Source organism: Anaeromyxobacter paludicola (assembly GCF_023169965.1).
In the GTDB taxonomy this organism is placed as follows: Bacteria; Myxococcota; Myxococcia; order Myxococcales; family Anaeromyxobacteraceae; genus Anaeromyxobacter_B; species Anaeromyxobacter_B paludicola.
The window spans coordinates 476600-496040 of the sequence record NZ_AP025592.1; the positions used below are offsets into that span (position 1 = coordinate 476600).

17 protein-coding genes are annotated in these 19441 nt (G+C 73.8%); 10 read left to right on the plus strand and 7 right to left on the minus strand.

What is annotated here, in order from left to right; genetic code table 11:
• Window positions 1–14: 14 nt before the first annotated feature.
• The 4 genes from AMPC_RS02175 (at window position 15) to AMPC_RS02190 (ending at window position 6585) form a co-directional block, all read left to right on the plus strand.
• Complete coding sequence (locus tag AMPC_RS02175) at window positions 15–3035, plus strand: NAD-glutamate dehydrogenase domain-containing protein (protein WP_248343928.1); 3021 nt, start codon at window positions 15–17, stop codon at window positions 3033–3035.
• Between the two features lie 25 nt (window positions 3036–3060).
• Complete coding sequence (locus tag AMPC_RS02180; protein WP_248343929.1) at window positions 3061–4260, plus strand: NAD(P)-dependent oxidoreductase; 1200 nt, start codon at window positions 3061–3063, stop codon at window positions 4258–4260.
• A 100-nt stretch (window positions 4261–4360) separates the two neighbouring features.
• Entirely contained in the window at window positions 4361–5713 is a 1353-nt protein-coding gene (argG, locus tag AMPC_RS02185) for an argininosuccinate synthase (RefSeq protein ID WP_248343930.1), read from the plus strand.
• Window positions 5710–6585: a class I SAM-dependent methyltransferase gene (locus AMPC_RS02190; protein ID WP_318654311.1), complete on the plus strand. Its 876-nt coding sequence runs from the start codon at window positions 5710–5712 to the stop codon at window positions 6583–6585. The genes argG and AMPC_RS02190 overlap by 4 nt, the downstream gene beginning before the upstream one ends.
• 143 nt (window positions 6586–6728) lie before the next feature.
• Here AMPC_RS02190 and AMPC_RS02195 read toward each other — a convergent pair whose 3' ends face one another.
• The 3 genes from AMPC_RS02195 to AMPC_RS02210 form a co-directional block, all read right to left on the minus strand.
• On the minus strand, window positions 6729–7679 hold the full coding sequence (locus AMPC_RS02195) for a transporter (protein ID WP_263009631.1): 951 nt from the start codon (window positions 7677–7679) through the stop codon (window positions 6729–6731).
• Between the two features lie 74 nt (window positions 7680–7753).
• On the minus strand, window positions 7754–10873 hold the full coding sequence (locus AMPC_RS02205; RefSeq protein WP_248343934.1) for an efflux RND transporter permease subunit: 3120 nt from the start codon (window positions 10871–10873) through the stop codon (window positions 7754–7756).
• 18 nt (window positions 10874–10891) lie between these two features.
• Window positions 10892–12028: an efflux RND transporter periplasmic adaptor subunit gene (locus tag AMPC_RS02210; protein WP_248343936.1), complete on the minus strand. Its 1137-nt coding sequence runs from the start codon at window positions 12026–12028 to the stop codon at window positions 10892–10894.
• A 150-nt stretch (window positions 12029–12178) separates the two neighbouring features.
• On the opposite strand from AMPC_RS02210, the gene AMPC_RS02215 reads away from it, so the two are divergent.
• The 3 genes from AMPC_RS02215 (at window position 12179) to AMPC_RS02225 (ending at window position 14691) form a co-directional block, all read left to right on the plus strand.
• Window positions 12179–12946 (plus strand): translation initiation factor 2, encoded by a 768-nt coding sequence (locus AMPC_RS02215; protein ID WP_248343938.1) that lies wholly within the window; start codon window positions 12179–12181, stop codon window positions 12944–12946.
• Between the two features lie 88 nt (window positions 12947–13034).
• Window positions 13035–14189: a zinc-dependent alcohol dehydrogenase gene (locus AMPC_RS02220; RefSeq protein WP_248343940.1), complete on the plus strand. Its 1155-nt coding sequence runs from the start codon at window positions 13035–13037 to the stop codon at window positions 14187–14189.
• A 10-nt stretch (window positions 14190–14199) separates the two neighbouring features.
• A complete protein-coding gene (locus tag AMPC_RS02225) occupies window positions 14200–14691 on the plus strand; it encodes a hypothetical protein (protein ID WP_248343942.1) in 492 nt (163 codons plus the stop codon).
• Here the strand turns inward: AMPC_RS02225 and AMPC_RS02230 are convergent.
• From AMPC_RS02230 to AMPC_RS02240, 3 genes are read right to left on the minus strand one after another with little or no spacing between them, the layout of a single operon-like run.
• Window positions 14688–14978 carry a hypothetical protein gene (locus tag AMPC_RS02230; protein ID WP_248343944.1) on the minus strand — a complete coding sequence of 97 codons (291 nt, stop codon included), beginning with the start codon at window positions 14976–14978 and terminating at the stop codon, window positions 14688–14690. The genes AMPC_RS02225 and AMPC_RS02230 overlap by 4 nt on opposite strands.
• A 36-nt stretch (window positions 14979–15014) precedes the next feature.
• Window positions 15015–15749 (minus strand): LrgB family protein, encoded by a 735-nt coding sequence (locus AMPC_RS02235; RefSeq protein ID WP_248343946.1) that lies wholly within the window; start codon window positions 15747–15749, stop codon window positions 15015–15017.
• Entirely contained in the window at window positions 15746–16117 is a 372-nt protein-coding gene (locus AMPC_RS02240) for a CidA/LrgA family protein (RefSeq protein ID WP_248343948.1), read from the minus strand. The genes AMPC_RS02235 and AMPC_RS02240 overlap by 4 nt, the downstream gene beginning before the upstream one ends.
• Window positions 16118–16201: 84 nt before the next feature.
• Between AMPC_RS02240 and AMPC_RS02245 the strand changes: the two genes are divergently transcribed.
• The 3 genes from AMPC_RS02245 to AMPC_RS02255 all read left to right on the plus strand — a co-directional run bounded on the left by AMPC_RS02245 (window position 16202) and on the right by AMPC_RS02255 (window position 18874).
• Window positions 16202–17107 (plus strand): LysR family transcriptional regulator, encoded by a 906-nt coding sequence (locus AMPC_RS02245; RefSeq protein ID WP_248343950.1) that lies wholly within the window; start codon window positions 16202–16204, stop codon window positions 17105–17107.
• Between the two features lie 76 nt (window positions 17108–17183).
• Entirely contained in the window at window positions 17184–17747 is a 564-nt protein-coding gene (locus tag AMPC_RS02250) for a hypothetical protein (protein WP_248343951.1), read from the plus strand.
• Between the two features lie 77 nt (window positions 17748–17824).
• On the plus strand, window positions 17825–18874 hold the full coding sequence (locus AMPC_RS02255; protein WP_248343953.1) for a threonine aldolase family protein: 1050 nt from the start codon (window positions 17825–17827) through the stop codon (window positions 18872–18874).
• A 15-nt stretch (window positions 18875–18889) separates the two neighbouring features.
• Here AMPC_RS02255 and AMPC_RS02260 read toward each other — a convergent pair whose 3' ends face one another.
• Window positions 18890–19411: a ferritin family protein gene (locus AMPC_RS02260; RefSeq protein WP_248343954.1), complete on the minus strand. Its 522-nt coding sequence runs from the start codon at window positions 19409–19411 to the stop codon at window positions 18890–18892.
• Window positions 19412–19441: the final 30 nt, after the last annotated feature.

Below are 19441 nucleotides of genomic sequence, written 5' to 3' on the forward strand. Positions count from 1 at the left end.
AGGTAGGAAGAGCCATGCCCAACGACGCGGCGTTCTCGAGGTCGGCAGCGGGTGAAGGCTCGAAGCAGGTGGATCGGGGAGTCCTGCGGGCGATGCGCGAGCTCGCGGGGGCGGCGCCGGAGCGGCTGCGCTGGCTGCACGACAACGTGCCGGACCTCTTCGCCGGCCCGATGCGGGAGGACGCCGAGGCGGTGGCGGCGCTCGCCGCCGGCCTGCCCCGGCTCCAGTCCGACCGGCAGCTCGTGCTGGCCGACCGGGCCCACGAGCTCATCCTGGCGCGGCTCGACGTGCCGGGGTCGATCTTCGCGACCGTCCGCCGCATCCAGGACCTCGAGATCTCCTGCGCCGAGATGTCGCACTCCTACGCCCCGGTCCCCGGCACGGACCGGCTGCTCGAGCTGCAGCGGTACGAGTTCGAGCCGAAGTCGCAGGAGGCCGTCGCGGCGGCGGGCGAGCCCGAAATCCCCGAGCGCGTCCGGCGCGCCGTCCACGCCGCCATCCGGGCCCGTTACCCCGACCTCCGCCCGGCCGCGCTCGACCCGGCGCTCGCGCTCCTCTGGCTCAACCACGAGCGGTTCGTGCGGCTCGCCGAGCCCGGCGCGGTGGCGCAGCTCCTCTGGCTCTACCGGCAGGGGCAGGAGCACGGCGGGATCTTCCTGCACGCCGAGGAGCCCGAGCCGGGCTCGGGCACGGCGGAGCGGCACCTCCTCTTCGCCGTCGCCAACCCGCCGCAGCAGGGCTACCTGGCCCAGGTGCTCGAGGTCTTCAACGCGCTCGACCTCGGCGTGCGCCGCGCGCTGGTCCTCTCGGTCAGCACCGGGAAGGAGCCGTGGCTGGTGGGGAGCTTCCACGTGGCCCACCGGCAGGGGGAGCGGCTCGCCAACGACTCCGACCTGTTCCGGCGACTGCGCCGGCAGCTCTACAACACCCAGATCCTCTCGGCCGAGTCGGAGACCTACCGCGACCTCGTCCTCCCGGGGCTCATGACCGGCGAGGAGGGCTCGCTCGTCAACGCCTTCATCGGCTTCTGCCACACCAACTGCGCCCACAACCAGCCGCACCGCTTCACGTTCGAGGACGTGATCCGCTGCTTCCACTCGCAGCCCGAGATCGCGCTCCGGCTGGTGCGGCTCTTCGAGGCCCGCTTCGACCCCGACGTCCCCGATCGCGAGACCCGCTACCCGGCGCTGCTCGCGGAGCTCGAGAAGGAGGTGGCCGACTACAACACCGGCCACCGGATGCTCGACGAGTTCCGGCGCGCCGTCTTCCAGGCCACGCTCACCTTCGTCAAGCGGACGCTCAAGACCAACTTCTTCGTCCCGGAGAAGCAGGCGCTGGCGTTCCGGCTCGACCCGGCCTACCTCGACGACCTCGGCCCGGACTTCACCGCCGACCTGCCGCCGGAGCGGCCGTTCCGGGTGACCTTCTTCTTCGCCCGCGCCGGGCTCGGCTACCACGTCGGCTTCTCCGACATCGCCCGGGGCGGCTGGCGCACGGTCTTCACCGAGACCCGCGACGACTACGTCACGGTGGCGAACTTCGTCTTCCGCGAGACCTACGTGCTCGCGCACACCCAGCACCTCAAGAACAAGGACATCTACGAGGGCGGATCGAAGCTGGTGGTGGTGCTGCGGGCCCCGGCGCTCAAGTCGAAGGAGCGCGTCAACCAGCGGCTCTACAAGGTCCAGACGGCGTTCATCAACGCCTTCCTCGACGTGTTCGTCACCCGCGACGGCAAGGCGGCGGAGCCGCGGGTGCTCGACTACTACGGCGAGGACGAGCCGATCGAGCTCGGGCCGGACGAGAACATGCACGACGTGATGATCGAGAACATCGCGGAGCTCTCGGCCCGCCGCGGCTACGTGCTCGGCAAGGGGATCATCTCGAGCAAGCGCGTCGGCATCAACCACAAGCAGTACGGGGTCACCTCCACCGGCGTGGTCACCTTCGCCGGGATCGCGATGCGCGAGCAGGGCGTGGACATCCGCCGCGACCCCTTCAGCGTGAAGCTCACCGGCGGCCCCAACGGCGACGTGGCCGGCAACGCCATCCGCCTGCTGCTCGAGCGCTGCCCGAAGGTGGAGCTCCGGCTCATCGTGGACGGCACCGGGGCGCTCTTCGACCCGCGCGGCCTCGCCCGCGACGCCCTCGCCCGGATCGTGCTCCAGGCCGACGCCGAGGCGTTCGACCCGGCGGCGCTCTCGCCGGGCGGGTTCGCCCTCTACCGCAACGTCCGGCGCACCGAGGGGCTGCGCGAGCTCTACCGGCGGGTCGAGATGACCGAGGCGGGGCTCCGGGAGACCTGGGTCACGGTGGACGAGTTCCACAAGGAGTACGGCGGGCTCCTGTTCAAGGTGCCGGCCGACCTCTTCATCCCCGCCGGCGGGCGGCCCGAGACCATCGACGCCGAGAACTGGCGCCGCTTCCTCGGGAAGGACGGCGCGCCCAGCGCGCGCGTCGTCGTGGAGGGCGCGAACTCCTTCATCACCCCGGCCGCCCGCGACGAGCTGCAGCGGGCCGGGGTGGTGGTGCTGCGCGACGCCTCGGCCAACAAGTGCGGCGTCATCACCTCCTCCTACGAGATCATCGGCAACCTGCTCCTCACCGAGAAGGAGTTCCTCGCGCACAAGGAGGAGTACGTGCGCGACGTCCTCGCGATCCTCGAGCGCCGCGCCGCCGACGAGGCGAACCTCATCTTCCGGCGCCACCGCGAGGAGAAGGGGCAGCGCTCGTTCACCGAGCTCTCCGCCGCCCTGAGCGTCGAGATCAACGCCCACAAGGCCCGCCTGTTCCGGTTCTTCGAGGCCCACCCGGAGCTCTGCCTCACGCCCCGCTACCGGCGCGCGCTGCTGGCGCACCTCCCCCGCCTCGTCCGGGACACCCCGGTCTACCGCTCGCGCCTCTCCCGGCTGCCCGCCAAGTACCGGTCGGCGATCCTGGCCGCCGAGATCGCCACCGCGATCGTCTACCGCGGCGGGTTCGAGCTCGACTTCGAGCGCGCCGTGGAGGCCTTCGTGGCGCAGTCCTTCGCCTGACGCAGTGCCCGGAAAGGAGACCGCCGTGAAGGTCCTCATCGCCGACGCGTTCCCCAAGAGCCGCCTCGCCGACCTCGAGGCCCTCGGCCTCGCCGTGGAGCACCGGCCCGACCTGCCGGCGGCCGAGCTGGCCGACGCCGCGCGGGACGCGGCGGTGCTGGTGGTCCGCAGCAAGCAGGTGCCGGCGGCGGTGTTCGAGCGGGCCCGCGCGCTCTCGCTCGTGGTGCGGGCCGGGGCGGGGGTGAACACCATCGACGTGGCGGCGGCCTCCCGGCGCGGGGTCTACGTCTCGAACTGCCCCGGCCAGAACGCCGTCGCCGTGGCCGAGCTCACGCTCGGGCTCCTCCTGGCGCTCGACCGGCGCATCCCCGACAACGTCGCCGCCCTGCGCGAGGGGCGCTGGGACAAGAAGGGCTTCTCGGCCGCCCGGGGCCTCTTCGGGCGCACCCTGGGCATCGCCGGCCTCGGCACCATCGGGCGCGAGGTGGCGGCGCGGGCCCGCGGCTTCGGGATGCGGGTCGTCGCCTGGTCGCGCTCGCTCGACGACGCCCGCGCCAAGGCGCTCGGCGTGGAGCGGGCGCCCGACCTGGTCTCCCTGGCCCGCGGCTGCGACGCGCTCTCGATCCACCTCGCCCTCAAGCCCGAGACCCGGGGCGCCATCTCGCGCGAGGTGCTGGAGGCCCTCCCGGCGGGCGCGCTCCTCGTGAACACCGCCCGCGCCGAGGTGGTGGACCAGGCCGCGCTCCTCGAGCGGGTGCGGGCCGGGCGGCTGCGGGTCGGCGCCGACGTGCACGCGGGCGAGCCGGAGGGCGGCAAGGCCGAGTTCCGGAGCGAGCTCGCGACGCTGCCCGGCGCCTACGGCACCCACCACATCGGGGCCTCCACCGAGCAGGCGCAGGAGGCGATCGCCGCCGAGACGGTGCGGATCGTCGCCTCCTTCGTGCGCACCGGGGCGGTCCCGAACTGCGTCAACGTGGCGAAGCGGACGCCGGCGCGCGCCCGCCTGGTGGTCCGCCATTACGACAAGGTGGGCGTCCTCGCCAACGTCCTCGGCGAGATCCGGAACGCCGGGATCAACGCGCAGCAGATCGAGAACACGGTCTTCGACGAGGCGGTGGCGGCGAGCTGCGTCATCGCCCTCGACGAGGCCCCGGACGAGGCGCTCCTGGAGCGGATCCGGGCCCGGGCCGACGAGGTGGTCTCGGCCGAGTGCTTCCTCGTCTAGGCGTCCCCGATCCCGGGCGCGCGGGCCGCCGCGGCGCCCGGCCCGGGCCGCGCGGGCGAGGCTGGAACCGGGCGCGGTTTTCTGGTACGTCGCCAGGACCATGAGCCGCATCTACAAGTCGCTTCCGCCCCAGGGGACCGCGCTCGGCATCGCCTTCAGCGGCGGCCTCGACACCCGCTGCGCCGTCGCCTGGCTGTCCGAGCAGGGGATGGCCGTCCACGCCTACACCGCCGACCTCGCCCAGCCGGACGAGTCGAACCCGGCCGACATCCCGCCCGTCGCCCTGCAGCACGGCGCCGTCAAGGCGCGGCTCGTGGACTGCCGGGACGCCATGGTGCGCGAGGGCATCGCCGCGATCCAGTGCGGCGCGTTCCACCTCTCGTCGGGCGGCAAGAAGTACTTCAACACCACGCCCCTCGGCCGCGCCGTGACCACCACCGCCATCGTCCGCGCCATGCGCGAGGACGGGGTGAACGTCTTCGGCGACGGCTCGACGCACAAGGGGAACGACATCCAGCGGTTCTACCGCTACGGCATCCTCGTCAACCCCGCGCTCAGGATCTACAAGCCCTGGCTCGATCAGGCCTTCGTGACCGCCTTCGGCGGCCGCAAGGAGATGAGCGAGTACCTGGAGCGCCGCGGCCTGCCCTACAAGATGGGCACCGAAAAGGCCTACTCGACCGACGCCAACGTGCTCGGCGCCACCCACGAGGCCAAGGATCTCGAGCGGCTCGACTCGAGCATGCGCATCGTCCAGCCGATCATGGGCGTGGCGCACTGGAAGCCGGAGGTGGCCGTGGCCGCCGAGGAGGTCTCGGTGACCTTCGAGCAGGGGCTGCCGGTGGAGCTGAACGGCAAGCGCTACGGCTCGCAGTACGAGCTCTTCCTCGAGTGCAACGCCATCGGCGGCCGGCACGGCCTCGGGATGAGCGACCAGATCGAGAACCGGGTCATCGACGCCAAGAGCCGCGGCATCTACGAGGCCCCGGGCATGGCGCTCCTGAACCTCGCCTACGAGCGGCTGCTCTCCGCGATCCACAACGAGAACACCCTCGACCTCTACTTCACCCTGGGCCGCCGCCTGGGCCGGCTGCTCTACGAGGGGAAGTGGTTCGACCCCGAGGCGATGATGCTCCGCGACGCGCTCACCCGCTGGGTGGCGCCGTCGGTCACCGGCACGGTGAAGGTGGAGCTGCGCCGCGGCGACGACTGGACCGTCCTCGCGACCAAGGCGCAGTACATGAGCTACGCGCCCGAGAAGCTCTCGATGGAGCGGGTGGAGGAGCCGGCGTTCACGCCGGAGGACCGCATCGGCGCCCTCGAGCTGCAGAACCTCAACGTGGGCGACAACCGCTCCCTGCTCCTGCACCACCTCGACTCGCTCCGCGCCCTGGGCGCGAAGCCGCAGGGCCCGAGCCTCGGCGCCCTGCTCGGCGCCGGCGAGGAGGAGTGACGGGCGGCCCCCCGCCGCCGGGACCTCGGCGCGAGGTCCTGCAGGGCGACGGGGTGGCCTTCCTCGCGCGCGGCCGGCTCCCCGCCGGCCACGCGGTGGTGACCTCGCTCCCGGACCACTCCGAGCTGCCGGCCCTCGGCTACGAGGGCTGGCGCCGCTGGTTCGTCGAGACGGCGGCGCTGGCCTGCGGCGCGGTGGCCGACGAGGCGGTCGCGGTCTTCTACCAGACGGACGTGAAGCACGACGGCCGCTGGGTGGACAAGGCGTACCTCGTCCAGCAGGGGGCGGAGCGCGCCGGCGCCCACCTCCTCTGGCACAAGGTCGTCTGCCGCGCCCCCGCCGGCGTGACCACCTTCGGCCGGCCGGCGTACGCGCACCTGCTCTGCCTGAGCCGCTCCTTGCGCCTGCCGCCGGGCCGGTCCTCGCCCGACGTGCTGCCGCGGCTCGGGGAGATGACCTGGCCCCGCGCCATGGGGCGCGAGGCCTGCGACGCCGTGGCGCGCTTCCTCCTCGCCGACACCGCCTGCCGGACCGTGGTGGACCCGTTCTGCGGCGTCGGCACGATGCTGGCGGTGGCGAACGCCTTCGGCCTGGACGCGGTGGGGGTGGAGCTGTCGCCGCGGCGGGCGGAGCGGGCGCGCCTGCTCCGGCTCGGCCCGCCGGACCGCCTACGGCCCGCCGGCGGCGCCCCCGCGCCGCTGGGCGCGGACCACCGCCCAGATCAGGACCGCGGCCAGGACGGCCAGGATCACCCACCAGACCGGGCTGACGCCCCCGCCTTCTCCGGTGGCCGTGCCGGAGGAACTGGGGGCGCTCTGCGCGAAGGCGAGCGCGGGGAAGAGCGGGGCGAGAACGGTCCAGAGCAGCGCTGAGACGACGTCGCGGGCGTGGGGCATGGCCCCTCCTTTCAGGCCCCAACCCTAGGACCGGACCCGGCCCGCGCACACCCCCCGGGGCCCGGCGCGCAGGATTCCCCAGGATGCCGGGGCATCCGCGCCGCGGGCGCGGGCCGCCGCTACAGCGCCTGGTACTGCACGCCGCCCACGAGCACCGGGCCGACGCTCTGCTCCCCTCGCAGCCGGGCGTAGAAGGGGAGCTGGGCGCGCACGCCGAGCCACATCCCGCCGCCCACCGAGAGGTAGGCCGCCGGCGAGGCGGCGAGGACGAGCCCCCCGGTGCTCTCGACCGCGAGGCCGTGGTCGAGGTCCGCCCAGGCCTCGCGCCCGTCGAGCCCGAGCGAGACCGCGACCCGCTGGCCGAGCCGGTACTGCGCCTCCGCGGTCCAGAGCAGCGCCTCGCCGTACTGGTAGCCGAAGCCGTTCACGGTGTGGAACCGGCCGGTCACGCTCGCGAAGGCGTACCAGTCGCCCTGCGAGAAGGCGTAGTGGAGCCCGGCGTACGGGCCGAACGAGCCGGTGCCGAGCTGGCCGTGCTCGTCGAGGCGCTCGCCGCCCCGGCGCGCGTCGTTCGAGCCGGTCGGCAGGGAGGCGCCGCCGGTGAGGGCGAGCCCGTGCGAGCGGCCGCGCCCCAGATCGACGCGGGAGAGGAGGGTGATCCGCGCGCCCAGCTCGGCGTCGCCCAGCCCGGAGAGGCTCGAGCCCGGGCCCTGCGCCCCGGGGCCGGTGGTGGTGAGGTCCTTGCGGACGTACGGGACGCGCGCGAGCAGGCTCAGCCACTCGGCGGGGCTCCAGACCGCGTCGGCGCGGAGCGAGACCTGCTTCAGGTGGTCGGTGCTGCCCGGCGCGCCCTCGGTCCCGGCGTCCATCGACAGGTACTCCGAGGCGAGCTGGAGCCGGAACCGGCCGCTCGCGGCCGCGGGGTCGCTGGCGTCGAGCTGCGGGTCGCCGCAGCCGCACACCGAGCAGGCGCGGGCGGCGGGCGGCGACGCGAGGGCGAGGGTGGCGGCCAGCGCGAGGAGGGCGAGGCGGGGGCACGACCGGGAGGGCATGCCAGGTCGGGAGGGCATGCCCTGTAGATAGGAGCCGGACGGGGCGTTGCCACCGCCCCCGACCGTGTCCCCTGAGCCCGGTGCGGCCGCGTCTACCCGCCGGCCGCCTCCGGCTCCGGCTCCGCCTCGACCGGCGCGGCCTCCGGCTTCCGCTCGGCGCCGCGGTCCTTCGCGATGAGCATGTAGATCGCCGGCACGAAGAACAGGGTGAAGGCGGTCCCGATGGTCATGCCGGCCACCAGCACGAGGCCGATGCTGTTGCGGGCGGCCGCGCCCGGGCCGGTGACGAGGGTCAGCGGGAAGTGGCCGCACACGGTGGCGACGCTGGTCATGAGCACCGGCCGGAGCCGGGTCACCGCCGCCTCGCGCACCGCGTCGAGCTTCGGGAGCCCCTGCTCCTGGAGCTTGTTGGCGAACTCGACGATGAGGATCCCGTTCTTGGCGACGAGGCCGACCAGCGTCACGAGCCCGACCTGCGAGTAGACGTTGAGCGTGGTGGTCCAGCCGTTGGTCCAGAACGGGATGTTCGGGTTCGGCATCTTGAGGAAGGTCAGCACCAGCGCGCCGAACATCCCGAGGGGCACCGAGCCGGCGAGGATCACGAACGGATCGCGGAAGCTGTTGAACTGGGCGGCGAGCACCAGGAAGATGAGCACCACCGCGAGCAGGAAGGCCGGGAGGAACTTGTTGCCCTCGGTGCGGAGCTGCCGCGACTCGCCGGTGTAGTCGATCTTGTAGCCCTTCGGCAGCACCTGCGCCGCCTGGTCCTCGAGGTACGTGAGCGCCTCGTCGAGCGGCCGCATGGCCACGCCGCTCAGCTTCACCGCGTTGAGCTGCTGGAAGCGGTTCAGGGCGCGCGGGGTGACCTTGTCCTCGATGTGCGCGATCGACCCCAGGGCCACCAGCTGCCCGTTCGGCCCGGTGACGTGGATGTCCTGGAGCTGCTCCGGCGTGAGCCGCTCCGTCCGGAGCACCTGCGGGATGACCTTGTAGCTGCGGCCGGCGATGCTGAACCGGTTCACGTAGTTGCCGCCCACGGCGGCGGCGACGTCCTGGCCCACCTGCTGGAGGTTGAGCCCGAGCTGCGCCACCTTGTCCCGGTCGAGCACCAGCTCCGACTCCGGCTGGTCGATCTTGACGTCGATGAGCGGCGGGAAGGCGAAGATGCCGCTCTTGGCGGCGCGCTCCTGGATCTGCTTCGCGAAGCCGAGGATCTCGTCCGACTCGGCGGTGGAGGCGATGACGAACTCCACCGGGAAGTTGCCGCCGCCGGGGAGGGCGGGGGGCACGATGGCGAAGGTCTCGATGCCGGGGATGGCCGAGAGCTTCCCCTGGACCTCGGCCAGCACCTGCGCCGCGGTCCGCTTGCGCTGCTCCCAGGGCTTGAGCCCGTCGCCCCAGAAGCCGCCGGACGGCTCGGTGATCTGGAAGGTGAAGTTCGACTCCGGGATCCCCTTCAGATCGTCGTAGATCTTGCGGGTCGAGGCCGTCACCTGGTCGAGGGTGGAGTTGGCGGGCGTGTTCACGATGCCGAAGACCACCCCCTGATCCTCGGTGGGCGCGAGCTCCTTCGGCGCCTGCTGGAACATGAGCACCGCCAGGATCGAGACCACGATCCAGACCGCGTAGATGGCCCCGCGGGCGTGCAGGGCGGCGGTGAGCTGGCGCGCGTAGGTGGCCTTGATCCGCTCGAAGCCGCGGTTGATGCGGCCCGCCAGCCCGTGCTCGTCCTCGCCGGCCTTGAGGAGGTAGGCCGACATCACCGGCGAGAGGGTCAGCGCCACCACGCCCGAGATGGTGACGGCGCCGGCGAGGGTGAGGGCGAACTCGCGGAAGAGCGAGCCGGTGAGGCCGCCCTGGAAGGCGATGGGCGTGTAGACCGCCGCGAGGGTGATGGTCATGGCGATGATCGGCCCGACCAGCTCGCGGGCGCCGAGGAGCGCGGCGTCGATGGGCCGCTTCCCCTCGCGCAGGTGCCGCTCCACGTTCTCGACCACCACGATGGCGTCGTCCACCACGAGGCCGACCGAGAGCACGATCGCGAGCAGGGTGAGCAGGTTCACGGTGAACCCGAACACCTGCATGAGGAAGACCGCGCCCACCAGCGACACCGGGATGGCCACCACCGGCACCAGCACCGAGCGGAAGGTGCCGAGGAACAGGAAGATGACCACCACCACGATGAGGAGGGTGTCCCGCAGCGTGGACTCCACCTCGTGGATGGCGTTCTGGATGTACTCGGTGGCGTCGTAGGCGAGCTTGGCCTTGATCTGCTCCGGCAGCTCCTTCTCGATGGACGCGAGCTCCCCCCGGACCCGCTTGATGACGTCGAGCGAGTTGGCGTTCGGGAGCGCCCAGATGCCCACGAACACGGCCGTCTGGCCGTTGAAGGTCACCGCCGTGTCGTAGTCCTCGGCGCCGAGGACCACGTCGGCCACGTCGCCGAGCCGCACCACCGCCCCGCCGCTCTCGCGCACCACCATGTTCCGGAACTCGGGGACCGAGCGCAGGTCGGTGTTGGCGGTGAGGTTCACCTGCACGAGCGAGCCCTTCGTCTGGCCCACGGCGGCGAGGTAGTTGTTGGCCGCGAGCGCCTGCCGGACCTGCGCCGGCGAGATGTTGAGGGCGGCCAGCCGGTCGGGCTTGAGCCAGATCCGCATGGCGAAGGTGCGGGCGCCGAGGATGTCGGCCCGCTGCACGCCCTCGAGCGCGGAGAGGCGGGGCTGCACGATGCGGACGAGGTAGTCGGTGATCTCGTTCTGCTTCAGGAACTGCGAGGAGAAGCTCAGGTACGCCGAGGCGAACTGGCTCTCCACCGACTCGATGTTGAGGACCGGGACCTGCGCCTCGGGCGGCAGGTCGCCGCGCACCTGGTCCACCTTGGAGCTGATCTCGGCCAGCGCGCGGTTGGCGTCGTAGTTGAGCCGGAGCCGGGCCCGGATGATGGAGACGCCCTGCCGGCTCTCCGACTCGATGTAGTCGATGCCCTCGGCGGCGGCGATGACGCGCTCGAGCGGGGTGGTGATGAACCCGCGGACCAGCTGGGCGTTGGCGCCGACGTACACCGTGGTGACGGTGACGGCCGCGTTCTCGTTGCGCGGGTACTGGCGCACGTTGAGCGTCCGGATCGCCTGGACCCCGGCGATGATGATCACCAGGTTCACGACGATGGCGATGACGGGACGCCGGATGAAGAGATCGGTGAAGGTCACGGTCGGCTCCCTCGGGCGCTACTCTTCCACCGGGCGCGGCGCGAGCTCGGCCTTGGGGGCGAGCTCGTTGTGCACCACCACCGCCATGCCGTTCTTGAGCTTGAACGCCCCGCTGCTCACCACCACCTCGCCGGCCTGCAGCCCCGAGGCGACCGCGACCAGGTCGCCGCGCCGCTCGCCGAGCCGGACGAACTTCTGCCGGGCGACGAGCTCGGCCTTGCCGGCGTCGTCCTTCTTCTCCTCCACCGCGAAGACCGAGTCGCCGTAGGGGGCGAAGACCACCGAGGTGGCCGGGATGACCAGCACCGGCCGCTTCCCGGAGGAGACCACGTCCACGTTGACGAACATGCCGGGCCGCAGCCGCCCGTCGGCGTTGCGGAAGGTGGCGCGCACGCGGACGTTGCGGGTCGCGGGATCCACCTCGGTGTTCACGGCGCTCACGGTGCCCTGCCAGGACGAGCCGGGGAAGATGTCGGTGGTCATGCGCGTCGGCTGCCCGGTGCGGAGGTCGGCGAGCGCCTGCTGCGGCAGGGCGAACTCGGCGTAGATCGGGTCCACCGACTGGAGCGAGGCCACCGCGGTGCCCGGGGAGACGACCTGGCCCACCTCGACCTGCCGGATGGCGATGCGACCGTCGAAGGGCGCCCGGATCACCTTCTTGGCGATGGTGGCCTTGAGGTTGGTGACCGCCGCGTCGGCCTGCTTGTGGCGCGCCTCGGCGGCGTCGAGCTCGGCGGGGGCGTTGGAGCCCTCCTTGCGCAGCCGCTGGGCGCGCTCGAGGTTGATCCGCGCGAGCTGGGCCTCCGCCTGCGCCGAGGCGAGCTGCGCCTCCTCGGTGGAGGTGTCGAGCTTCACCAGCACCGCCCCCTTGCGGACGTTGCTGCCGGAGTCGAAGTCCACCTCGCGGACGACGCCGGAGAGCTCGGCCCCGAGGGTGGCGGCGTGGACGGCCACCACGGTGCCCACGGCGGAGCGCGACGCCTCCCACTCGCCCGGCTCCACCTTGGTGGAGGTCACGGACTGCGGCGGCAAGGTCTGCGACTTGCCCGCCTTGATGAGCGTGCCGATCTGCAGGGCCTTCACCCCGACGAGCACGCCGAGGATGAGGACGATGCCCGCCAGGGCGACGATCCAGAGCTTGGTCTTGGTCTTCATGAGTGGCGATCGGGCTGTGAGGTGGCGAACGAGGGCAGGAGCGCCCGGAGAATTAACGGCATGGAGTCTCAAATCTCGTGAAAGAGAGCAACGACGACGTGCATGCGCCCGCGCTTGGCCGGACGGCACCGAACGGTGTATGGCTACGCCATGAGGACCCTCACCGAGCTCAGCGGTACCTTGATCCGCATGGCGGCCGCGGCCGTCGCCGACGCCAGGAAGTCCCTCCCCAGGGAGGAGCCGGCCGCGCCGGCCGCCCCGGATGCCGCGCCCGCGCCCGCCGGGGAAGCTCCGGCGGCGGACGCCCAGCCGGCGGCCCCCTCCGAGGCCCAGGAGACCGCGGAGGCCCAGCCCGCGGGCGCCGCGCCGGCTCCGGCCGCCGAGAAGCCGGCCCAGCCCGCCGGCGAGAGCGAGGCCGTGAAGGCCGCCCTCGACGAGGCCGTGGCCAAGGCCACCGGCCTCTCCGGCGATCGGCTCGCCCGGCTCCGCGACGCGCTCCACGTCATCGGCCGGCGCACCGCCGACGTGCGCCTGGTCCGCGTCTTCGCCGCTGACGAGGCGGTGCCCGGCGCCAAGGCGGAGAACGGCTTCCAGTACCTCGTGGACTGGGCCCCCGCGGCCCGGCCGGCGTCCTCGGACCAGGGCCGCGATCGGGGCGGGCGCGGTGGCCGGGGCCCCCGCGGCGGCGGCCGCGGCGGTGGCGGCGCTGGCCGCGGCGGTGGCGGTGGCGGCGGCGCGCCCAAGGGCGCTCCGACCAGCGGCGGCTTCTCCATGGATTCGCTCCGCGAGGATCGCCGGAACGAGCGCGGCGGCCGCCCCGGCGGTCGGCGTCCGGGCGGCGGCCCCGGTGGCGGTCGGCCGGGCGGTGGACGCCCGGGCGGCGGCCGGCCCGGTGGCGGCTCCGGCGGCGCGCGGTAGCCGCTCCCCGACGGTCGCGGCGCCTCGAAGAGACCGGCTCCGGCGGCGCGGGTTCCGTCCCGCGCCCCGGGTGTCCAGTCTTGCCTGCATGAGGGCGCTCACCTACGAGGGGCCGTACCGCGTCGGAGTGAAGGACAAGCCGGATCCGCGGATCGAACACCCGCAGGACGCCATCCTGCGGGTGACCTGCGCGGCCATCTGCGGCTCCGACCTGCACCTGCTGCACGGGCTCGTCCCCGACACGCGGATCGGCAGCACCTTCGGTCACGAGATCGTCGGGGTCGTCGAGGAGGTCGGGCCGGAGGCCAACGGCATCCGCCCCGGCGACCGGCTGCTCGTCCCCTTCAACATCGCCTGCGGCGCGTGCTGGTTCTGCGAGCGGGGCCTCACCGCCTGCTGCGAGAACAGCAACCCGTCGAGCGACGTGGCCTGCGGCGTCTTCGGCTACTCCCACACCACCGGCGGCTACGACGGCGGCCAGGCCGAGTACGTCCGGGTCCCCTTCGCCGCGGTCGGGCCGGAGCGGATCCCCGACGACGTGGACGACCTCGACGCGGTCACCCTGACCGACGCCCTGCCCACCGGCTACCAGGGCGCCGAGATGTGCGACCTGCACGGCGGCGAGACGGTGGTGGTCTTCGGCGCCGGGCCGGTGGGGCTCTTCGCGATGAAGTCGGCCTGGCTCATGGGGGCGGGGCGGGTGATCGCGGTGGACCGGGTCGGCTATCGGCTCGACTTCGCGCGCCGCTGGGCCGGCGCCGAGACGCTCGACTTCGACACCGTGGACGTCGTCACCGCGGTGAAGGACGCCACCGGCGGCCGCGGCGCCGACGCCAGCATCGACGCCGTCGGGTGCGAGGCGGCCGGCTCCCCCATGCAGCGCGCCGTCGGGGTCCTGGGCAAGGCGGTGGCCGGATCGTCGGTCGCGCTCAACTGGTGCTTCCACGTGACGCGCAAGGGCGGGACGGTCTCGGTCCTCGGCGTCTACGGGCCGCCCTTCAACCTCGTGGACTTCGGCACCGCGATGAACAAGTGCCAGACCATCCGCACCGGCCAGTGCAGCGTGAAGCGCTACCTGCCGCGCCTGCTCGAGCACGTGCGCGAGGGGCGGCTCGACCCGAAGGCGCTCATCACCCACCGCTACCCGCTGGAGCAGGCGCCCCACGCCTACCACCAGTTCGCGCAGAAGCGGGACGGCTGCATCAAGGCGGTCCTGCTCCCGCACGGCGCGACCCTTCACTAGGAGCCAGGACATGGACGAGAGGACCTCCGCCACCCCGCCGGCCATCGCCGAGCAGGGAGGGATCGGTCAGTACAAGGGGCGAGACCTCGACCCGGCCCGGCGGCCGGGCGTGCCTCGCCTCCACGCGCCCGAGCGGCTCCAGGGCGCGCGCTGGCCCATCGAGCGCCAGCGCAGCGACGTGACCGTCTTCATGCACGGCCGGCCGCACAAGACCTTTCCGCCGGTGTTCGGCACCGCCGAGCCGCCGCACGGGATCTCGGGCCTCATCCGCCGCGCCGCCTACGCCTATCCCGACCACGCCATGCGCCACTGGTCGCTCTTGCTCTTCGCGGACCGGGTGGACGCCTGGGGCTATCGCGCCCGGCGCCTGCTGCCGTGGCTCGCGCCCGTCGTCGCCCTGGGCGCGCTCGCGTACGGCGCGGCGTCGCGCGTGGGCCCCTGGCGCGGGCGGTGGACGGGGAGCCGCGCGGCGCGCTTCGCCCGGCGCGCCGCCTTCGACTAGGCGATCTGGGCTTCGGCGAGCGTCCGGCCGTGGCGGCCGAGGAGGTGCGCCGCCTGCCTCGCCAGGAAGGCGATGCAGAAGCGCAGCTCCATCTCGGTCCCCTCGGCGATCGTGCCGCCGCTCTCGATGCTGGCGCGGGCGCGCTCGAGCTGCATGCGCGCGTCGTCCACCAGCCGGTTGTGCCGGCTGATGTCGCTCGCCAGCTCCGGCTCGGCCTGTGCGTCGGACCGCGCCCGCAGATAGCGGAGCTGGCGGCCCATCGCCTCGAGCTCGTTGATGTGAAGCATCCCCACCCCCCCGGCAGGGAGCCTAGCAGTTCTCACTCACGGTAGGGAAGCCCGGACCGCGGTCGCCAGGAGCCCCCGGAGCGCGGGGGCGAGGGCCAGCACCAGGAGCCCGGCGCAGATCATCACCAGCCCCGCCACGGTTCCCTCCACCGGCCCGAGCTCCATGGCCTGCGCCGTGCCGGCGCCGTGCGCCCCGAGCCCGAGCAGCGCGCCGCGCGAGAGGGGGCTCGCGAGCGGCAGGCGGCGGACCAGCACGCGCCCGAGCACGATCCCGACCAGCGCGGTCACGATCACGAAGACGGCCGCGAGCGACGGCACGCCGCCGATCGCGCTCGCCGCAGCCATGGCGAGCGGGGTGGTGATCGATCGCGGCGCCATGCTGAGCGCGACGGCGCCCCCGAGCCCGGCGGCGCGCGCGAGGGCGACCGAGCTCGACACCGCGACCAGGCACCCGCAGGCGAGCCCGGCCGCGAGCTCGGCCGCGTGCCGCCGCAGGAGCGCCCGGTGGCGGTAGAGCGGGACCGCGAAGGCCACCGTCACCGGGCCGAGCGCGTCCCCGAGGAGCCGGCCGCCCTGCATGTACCGCGCGTAGGGGACGTGAAGCCGGAGGAGCGCCGTGACCAGCACCGCCGGCACCACGAGCAGCGGCGAGAGGAGGACCGCCCGCGCCCGCCGGTGCAGCGCCCGGGCGAGCAGGTAGAGCGCCAGCGTGGCCGCGACCGGGCCGGCGGCGCCCAGGGCCCGCGCCGCCAGGGCCGCCCCGGCGCTCACGCCCGGGCCCCGCGGCGGCGCGAGACCCACTCCACCGCCGCCCCGGTCGCCGCCATGGCGAGCGCGGTGCTGATCGCGATGGCGGCGACGGCGCGGAGCCCCTCGCGCCCGAAGAGCTCCGGGTAGTCCACCACCCCGACCGCCGCCGGGATGAAGAAGAGCAGCATGTGCCGGAAGAGCCACTCGGCCCCGTCGGCGAGCCACTCGACCCGGACCAGGCCGACGGCCAGCGCCGCGAGGAGCAGGCCGAGCCCCACCACGCCGCCGGGGACCGGCAGGTGGAGCCCCGAGGAAAGGAGCGCGCCGCCCGCCCAGAAGGGCACGAGCAGCGCGAGCTGGAGGAGGAGCCGCAGGCGCGGGGTCGGCATGGCGGGAGAGGTACCGCCGGGGCGCGGCATGAGTAAAATGAATCTTTCGAATCAGGAGCATGCAGACAAGGAATGGAGGCGGCGATGGACGTCCGGGGCCTGCGGGCCTTCGTGGAGGTGGCGCGGCGCGGCGGGTTCACCCGGGCCGGCGCCGCCCTGCACCTGACGCAGCCCTCGGTGAGCAAGCTCGTGCGCGGGCTCGAGGACGAGCTCGGCGTGCCGCTCCTCCTGCGGGAGCGGGGGAGGGTGGTGCCGACCGACGCCGGGCGGGTGGTGCTCGAGCGGGCGCAGGGGATCCTGGGCGCGCTCACCGGGATCGAGGAGGAGCTCTCCGAGCTGGCCGGTCTCCGGCGCGGGCGGGTGCGGGTCGGCCTGCCCCCCATGGTCGGGGGGGCCTTCTTCCCCGAGATCATCGCCGACTTCCGCCGGCGGCACCCGGGGGTCGCGCTCGAGCTGCGAGAAGAGGGCGCGCGCGCGGTCGAGGCGCTCGTCCGCGCCCGGGAGCTCGACGCCGGCGTGACCCTCCTGCCCACCGACGAGTCCGCCTTCGAGGTGCTGCCGCTGGTGCAGGACCGGCTCCGGGCCGTGGTCCACCCGGGCAACCCGCTGGCGCGGCGGAGGCGGCTCGCCCTCGCCGACCTGGCGGGCCAGCCGCTCGTGCTCTTCCGCCCCGACTTCGCCCTCCACGATCGGATCCTGGCCGCCTGCCGCGGGGCCGGGTTCACGCCCGAGGTGGTGAGCGAGAGCGCGCAGTGGGACTTCATCGCCGCGCTGGTGGCGGCCGATCTCGGCGTGGCGCTCCTGCCCGGGACCATCTGCGCGCGGCTCGATCCGCGCCGCGTGCGCGACCTCCCGCTCGACGGGCCCGAGATCGCCTGGAACCTGGCGCTGGTCTGGCGGCGCGACCCCTGGATCCCGCCCGCGGTGCGCGCCTGGATCGACGGCACCCGCCGCCGCCTGCCGCTGGCGCGGTCGGGCCCGGCGCGCTGACGGCGAGGGCACGGCCGGCCGCCCGCCTCCCGCGCCCGGGCTGGCGCGCCGGGCGGCGGCCGGCTATGGCAGGCGCATGCCACGCACCGTCCTCGCGGGCGCGCTCTTGCTGGCCGCCCTCGGCGCCGCCTCCCCGGCGCGCGCCGCACCCGACTTCAAGCCCACCGGCGAGGTCATCCTCGTGGGGCTCGGACCGGGCTTCGGCGCGAGCTTCGACGCCGAGCGCGTGGTGGGACCGAACGTGAACCTCACCCGGCGCGGCGAGGACGCCTGGGCCGGCGACATCGCGGGGCTCGACGTGGACCTGTCGGTGCAGGGCGGCCACATCACCGGGCCCAACGTGGACCTGCACGTGGCCCGGCAGGGCGAGCGGACCGAGATCCGCGGCCTGCTGCGCGGGAAGGTGGTCCGGCTCGAGGTGGACGCGAAGAAGGTGAGCGGCCGCTCGGGCGTCTGCTCGCTCGAGCTGCGCCGCGACCAGGCCGGCGACTACGAGGGGGACCTCGGCTGCGTCGGGCGCCGCAGCGCGCTGCCCGCGACCGGGCGGAGCTTCCTGCGCGTGCAGGGGGACGCGGCCACGCCGGAGCGCCGGCCGTTCCCGCAGTTCGCGCTGGCGCTGGTGGCGATCATCCCGGGCTGACGATCGCGGCGCGCGCCCTGGGCCGGTCCGCCGTGCCCGTTCCCCTCCGCGGCGGGGCGGTGGTATGAAGCGCGCCCATGTCCCAGAACCACCCGCGCCGGCAGCTCGCCAGCGACAACTACGCCGGAATCTGCCCCGAGGCCTTCGAGGCGCTCGCCGCCGCGAACCACGGGCACGCGCCCGGCTACGGCGAGGACGCCTGGACGGCCCGCGCCTCGGACCTCGTCCGCGACGTCTTCGAGACCGACTGCGACGTCTTCTTCGCCTTCAACGGCACCGCCGCCAACTCGCTCGCGCTCTCCGCGCTCTGCCAGTCCTACCACTCGATCCTCTGCCACGAGACCGCGCACGTCGAGACCGACGAGTGCGGCGCGCCCGAGTTCTTCTCGAACGGCACCAAGGTGCTCACCGTCCCCGGGCGCGACGGCAAGATCGACCCCGCCGCCATCGACCACATGGTCCGGCGGCGCAGCGACATCCACTACCCGAAGCCGCGGGTGGTGAGCCTCACCCAGGCCACCGAGACCGGGACCGTCTACGCGCCGGACGAGGTGCGCGCCGTGGGCGAGCGGGCCCGCGCCAACGGCCTCCACGTCCACATGGACGGCGCGCGCTTCGCGAACGCCGTGGCGGCGCTGGGCGTGGCGCCGAAGGAGCTCACCTGGAAGGCCGGCGTGGACGTGCTCTGCTTCGGCGGGACCAAGAACGGCATGGCGGTCGGCGAGGCGGTGGTCTTCTTCGACCGGTCCCTCGCCGCAGAGTTCGAGTACCGCTGCAAGCAGGCCGGCCAGCTCGCCTCGAAGATGCGCTTCCTGGCCGCCCCCTGGGTGGGGATGCTCGAGGGCGGGGCCTGGCTGCGCCGCGCCGGCCACGCCAACGAGATGGCGCGGGCGCTCCACCGCCTGCTCTCGGACGTCCCGGGCGTGCGGCTCCTGCGCGTGCCCCAGGCCAACAGCGTCTTCGCGGAGCTGCCGCCCGAGGTCTCGGACGGCCTCCACCAGCGCGGCTGGCACTTCTACTCGTTCATCGCCGGCGGCGGCTCGCGCCTCATGTGCTCCTGGGACACCGAGCTCGCCGACGTCGAGGGCTTCGCCGCCGACGTCCGGGAGCTGATGTCGCGGCGGTAGGGCCGGGGGCCCGGCCTAGCTCCCCGGGTCCGAGCCGGTCTCCTCGACCCAGGGATCCTCGACCGCGTCCGGCACGCGCCGGAGCAGCTCGCGGAGGAAGGCCTCGTGCCGCTCCTCCGCCGCGGCGATCTCGGAGAAGAGCGCGCGGACCTCCGGGTCGCGCACCAGCGGGAGCGCCGCCGCGTAGAAGCCGTGCGAGCGCTCCTCCGCCACCAGCGCCGCCTCGACCGCCTCGCGCGGCGAGAGCAGCACGTGCGTCGCGCGGGCGTCCGGCGCCTCCACCTCCGTCACCAGTCCCGGATCGACCCGGCGCGGCGCGTCGGCGAAGAGGGCGCGGCGCCGCGCCGCGAGCTGCGCCGCGTGCCGCGCCTCGCCGGCCGCCATCGCGTGGAACATGCCAGAGGCCTGCGTGGCGAGCCGCTGCCCCATCATCCCGGCGTACTCCCGGTACCGGGCGCGCGCCTCCTCCTCGAGGAGGATGGCCAGGTCGAGCGCGTCCTGGAGCGAGAGGCTGCGGAGTTCGAGGGCCTGGGGCATGACGTCCTCCTCCGGGCAGGCGCGGAGGCG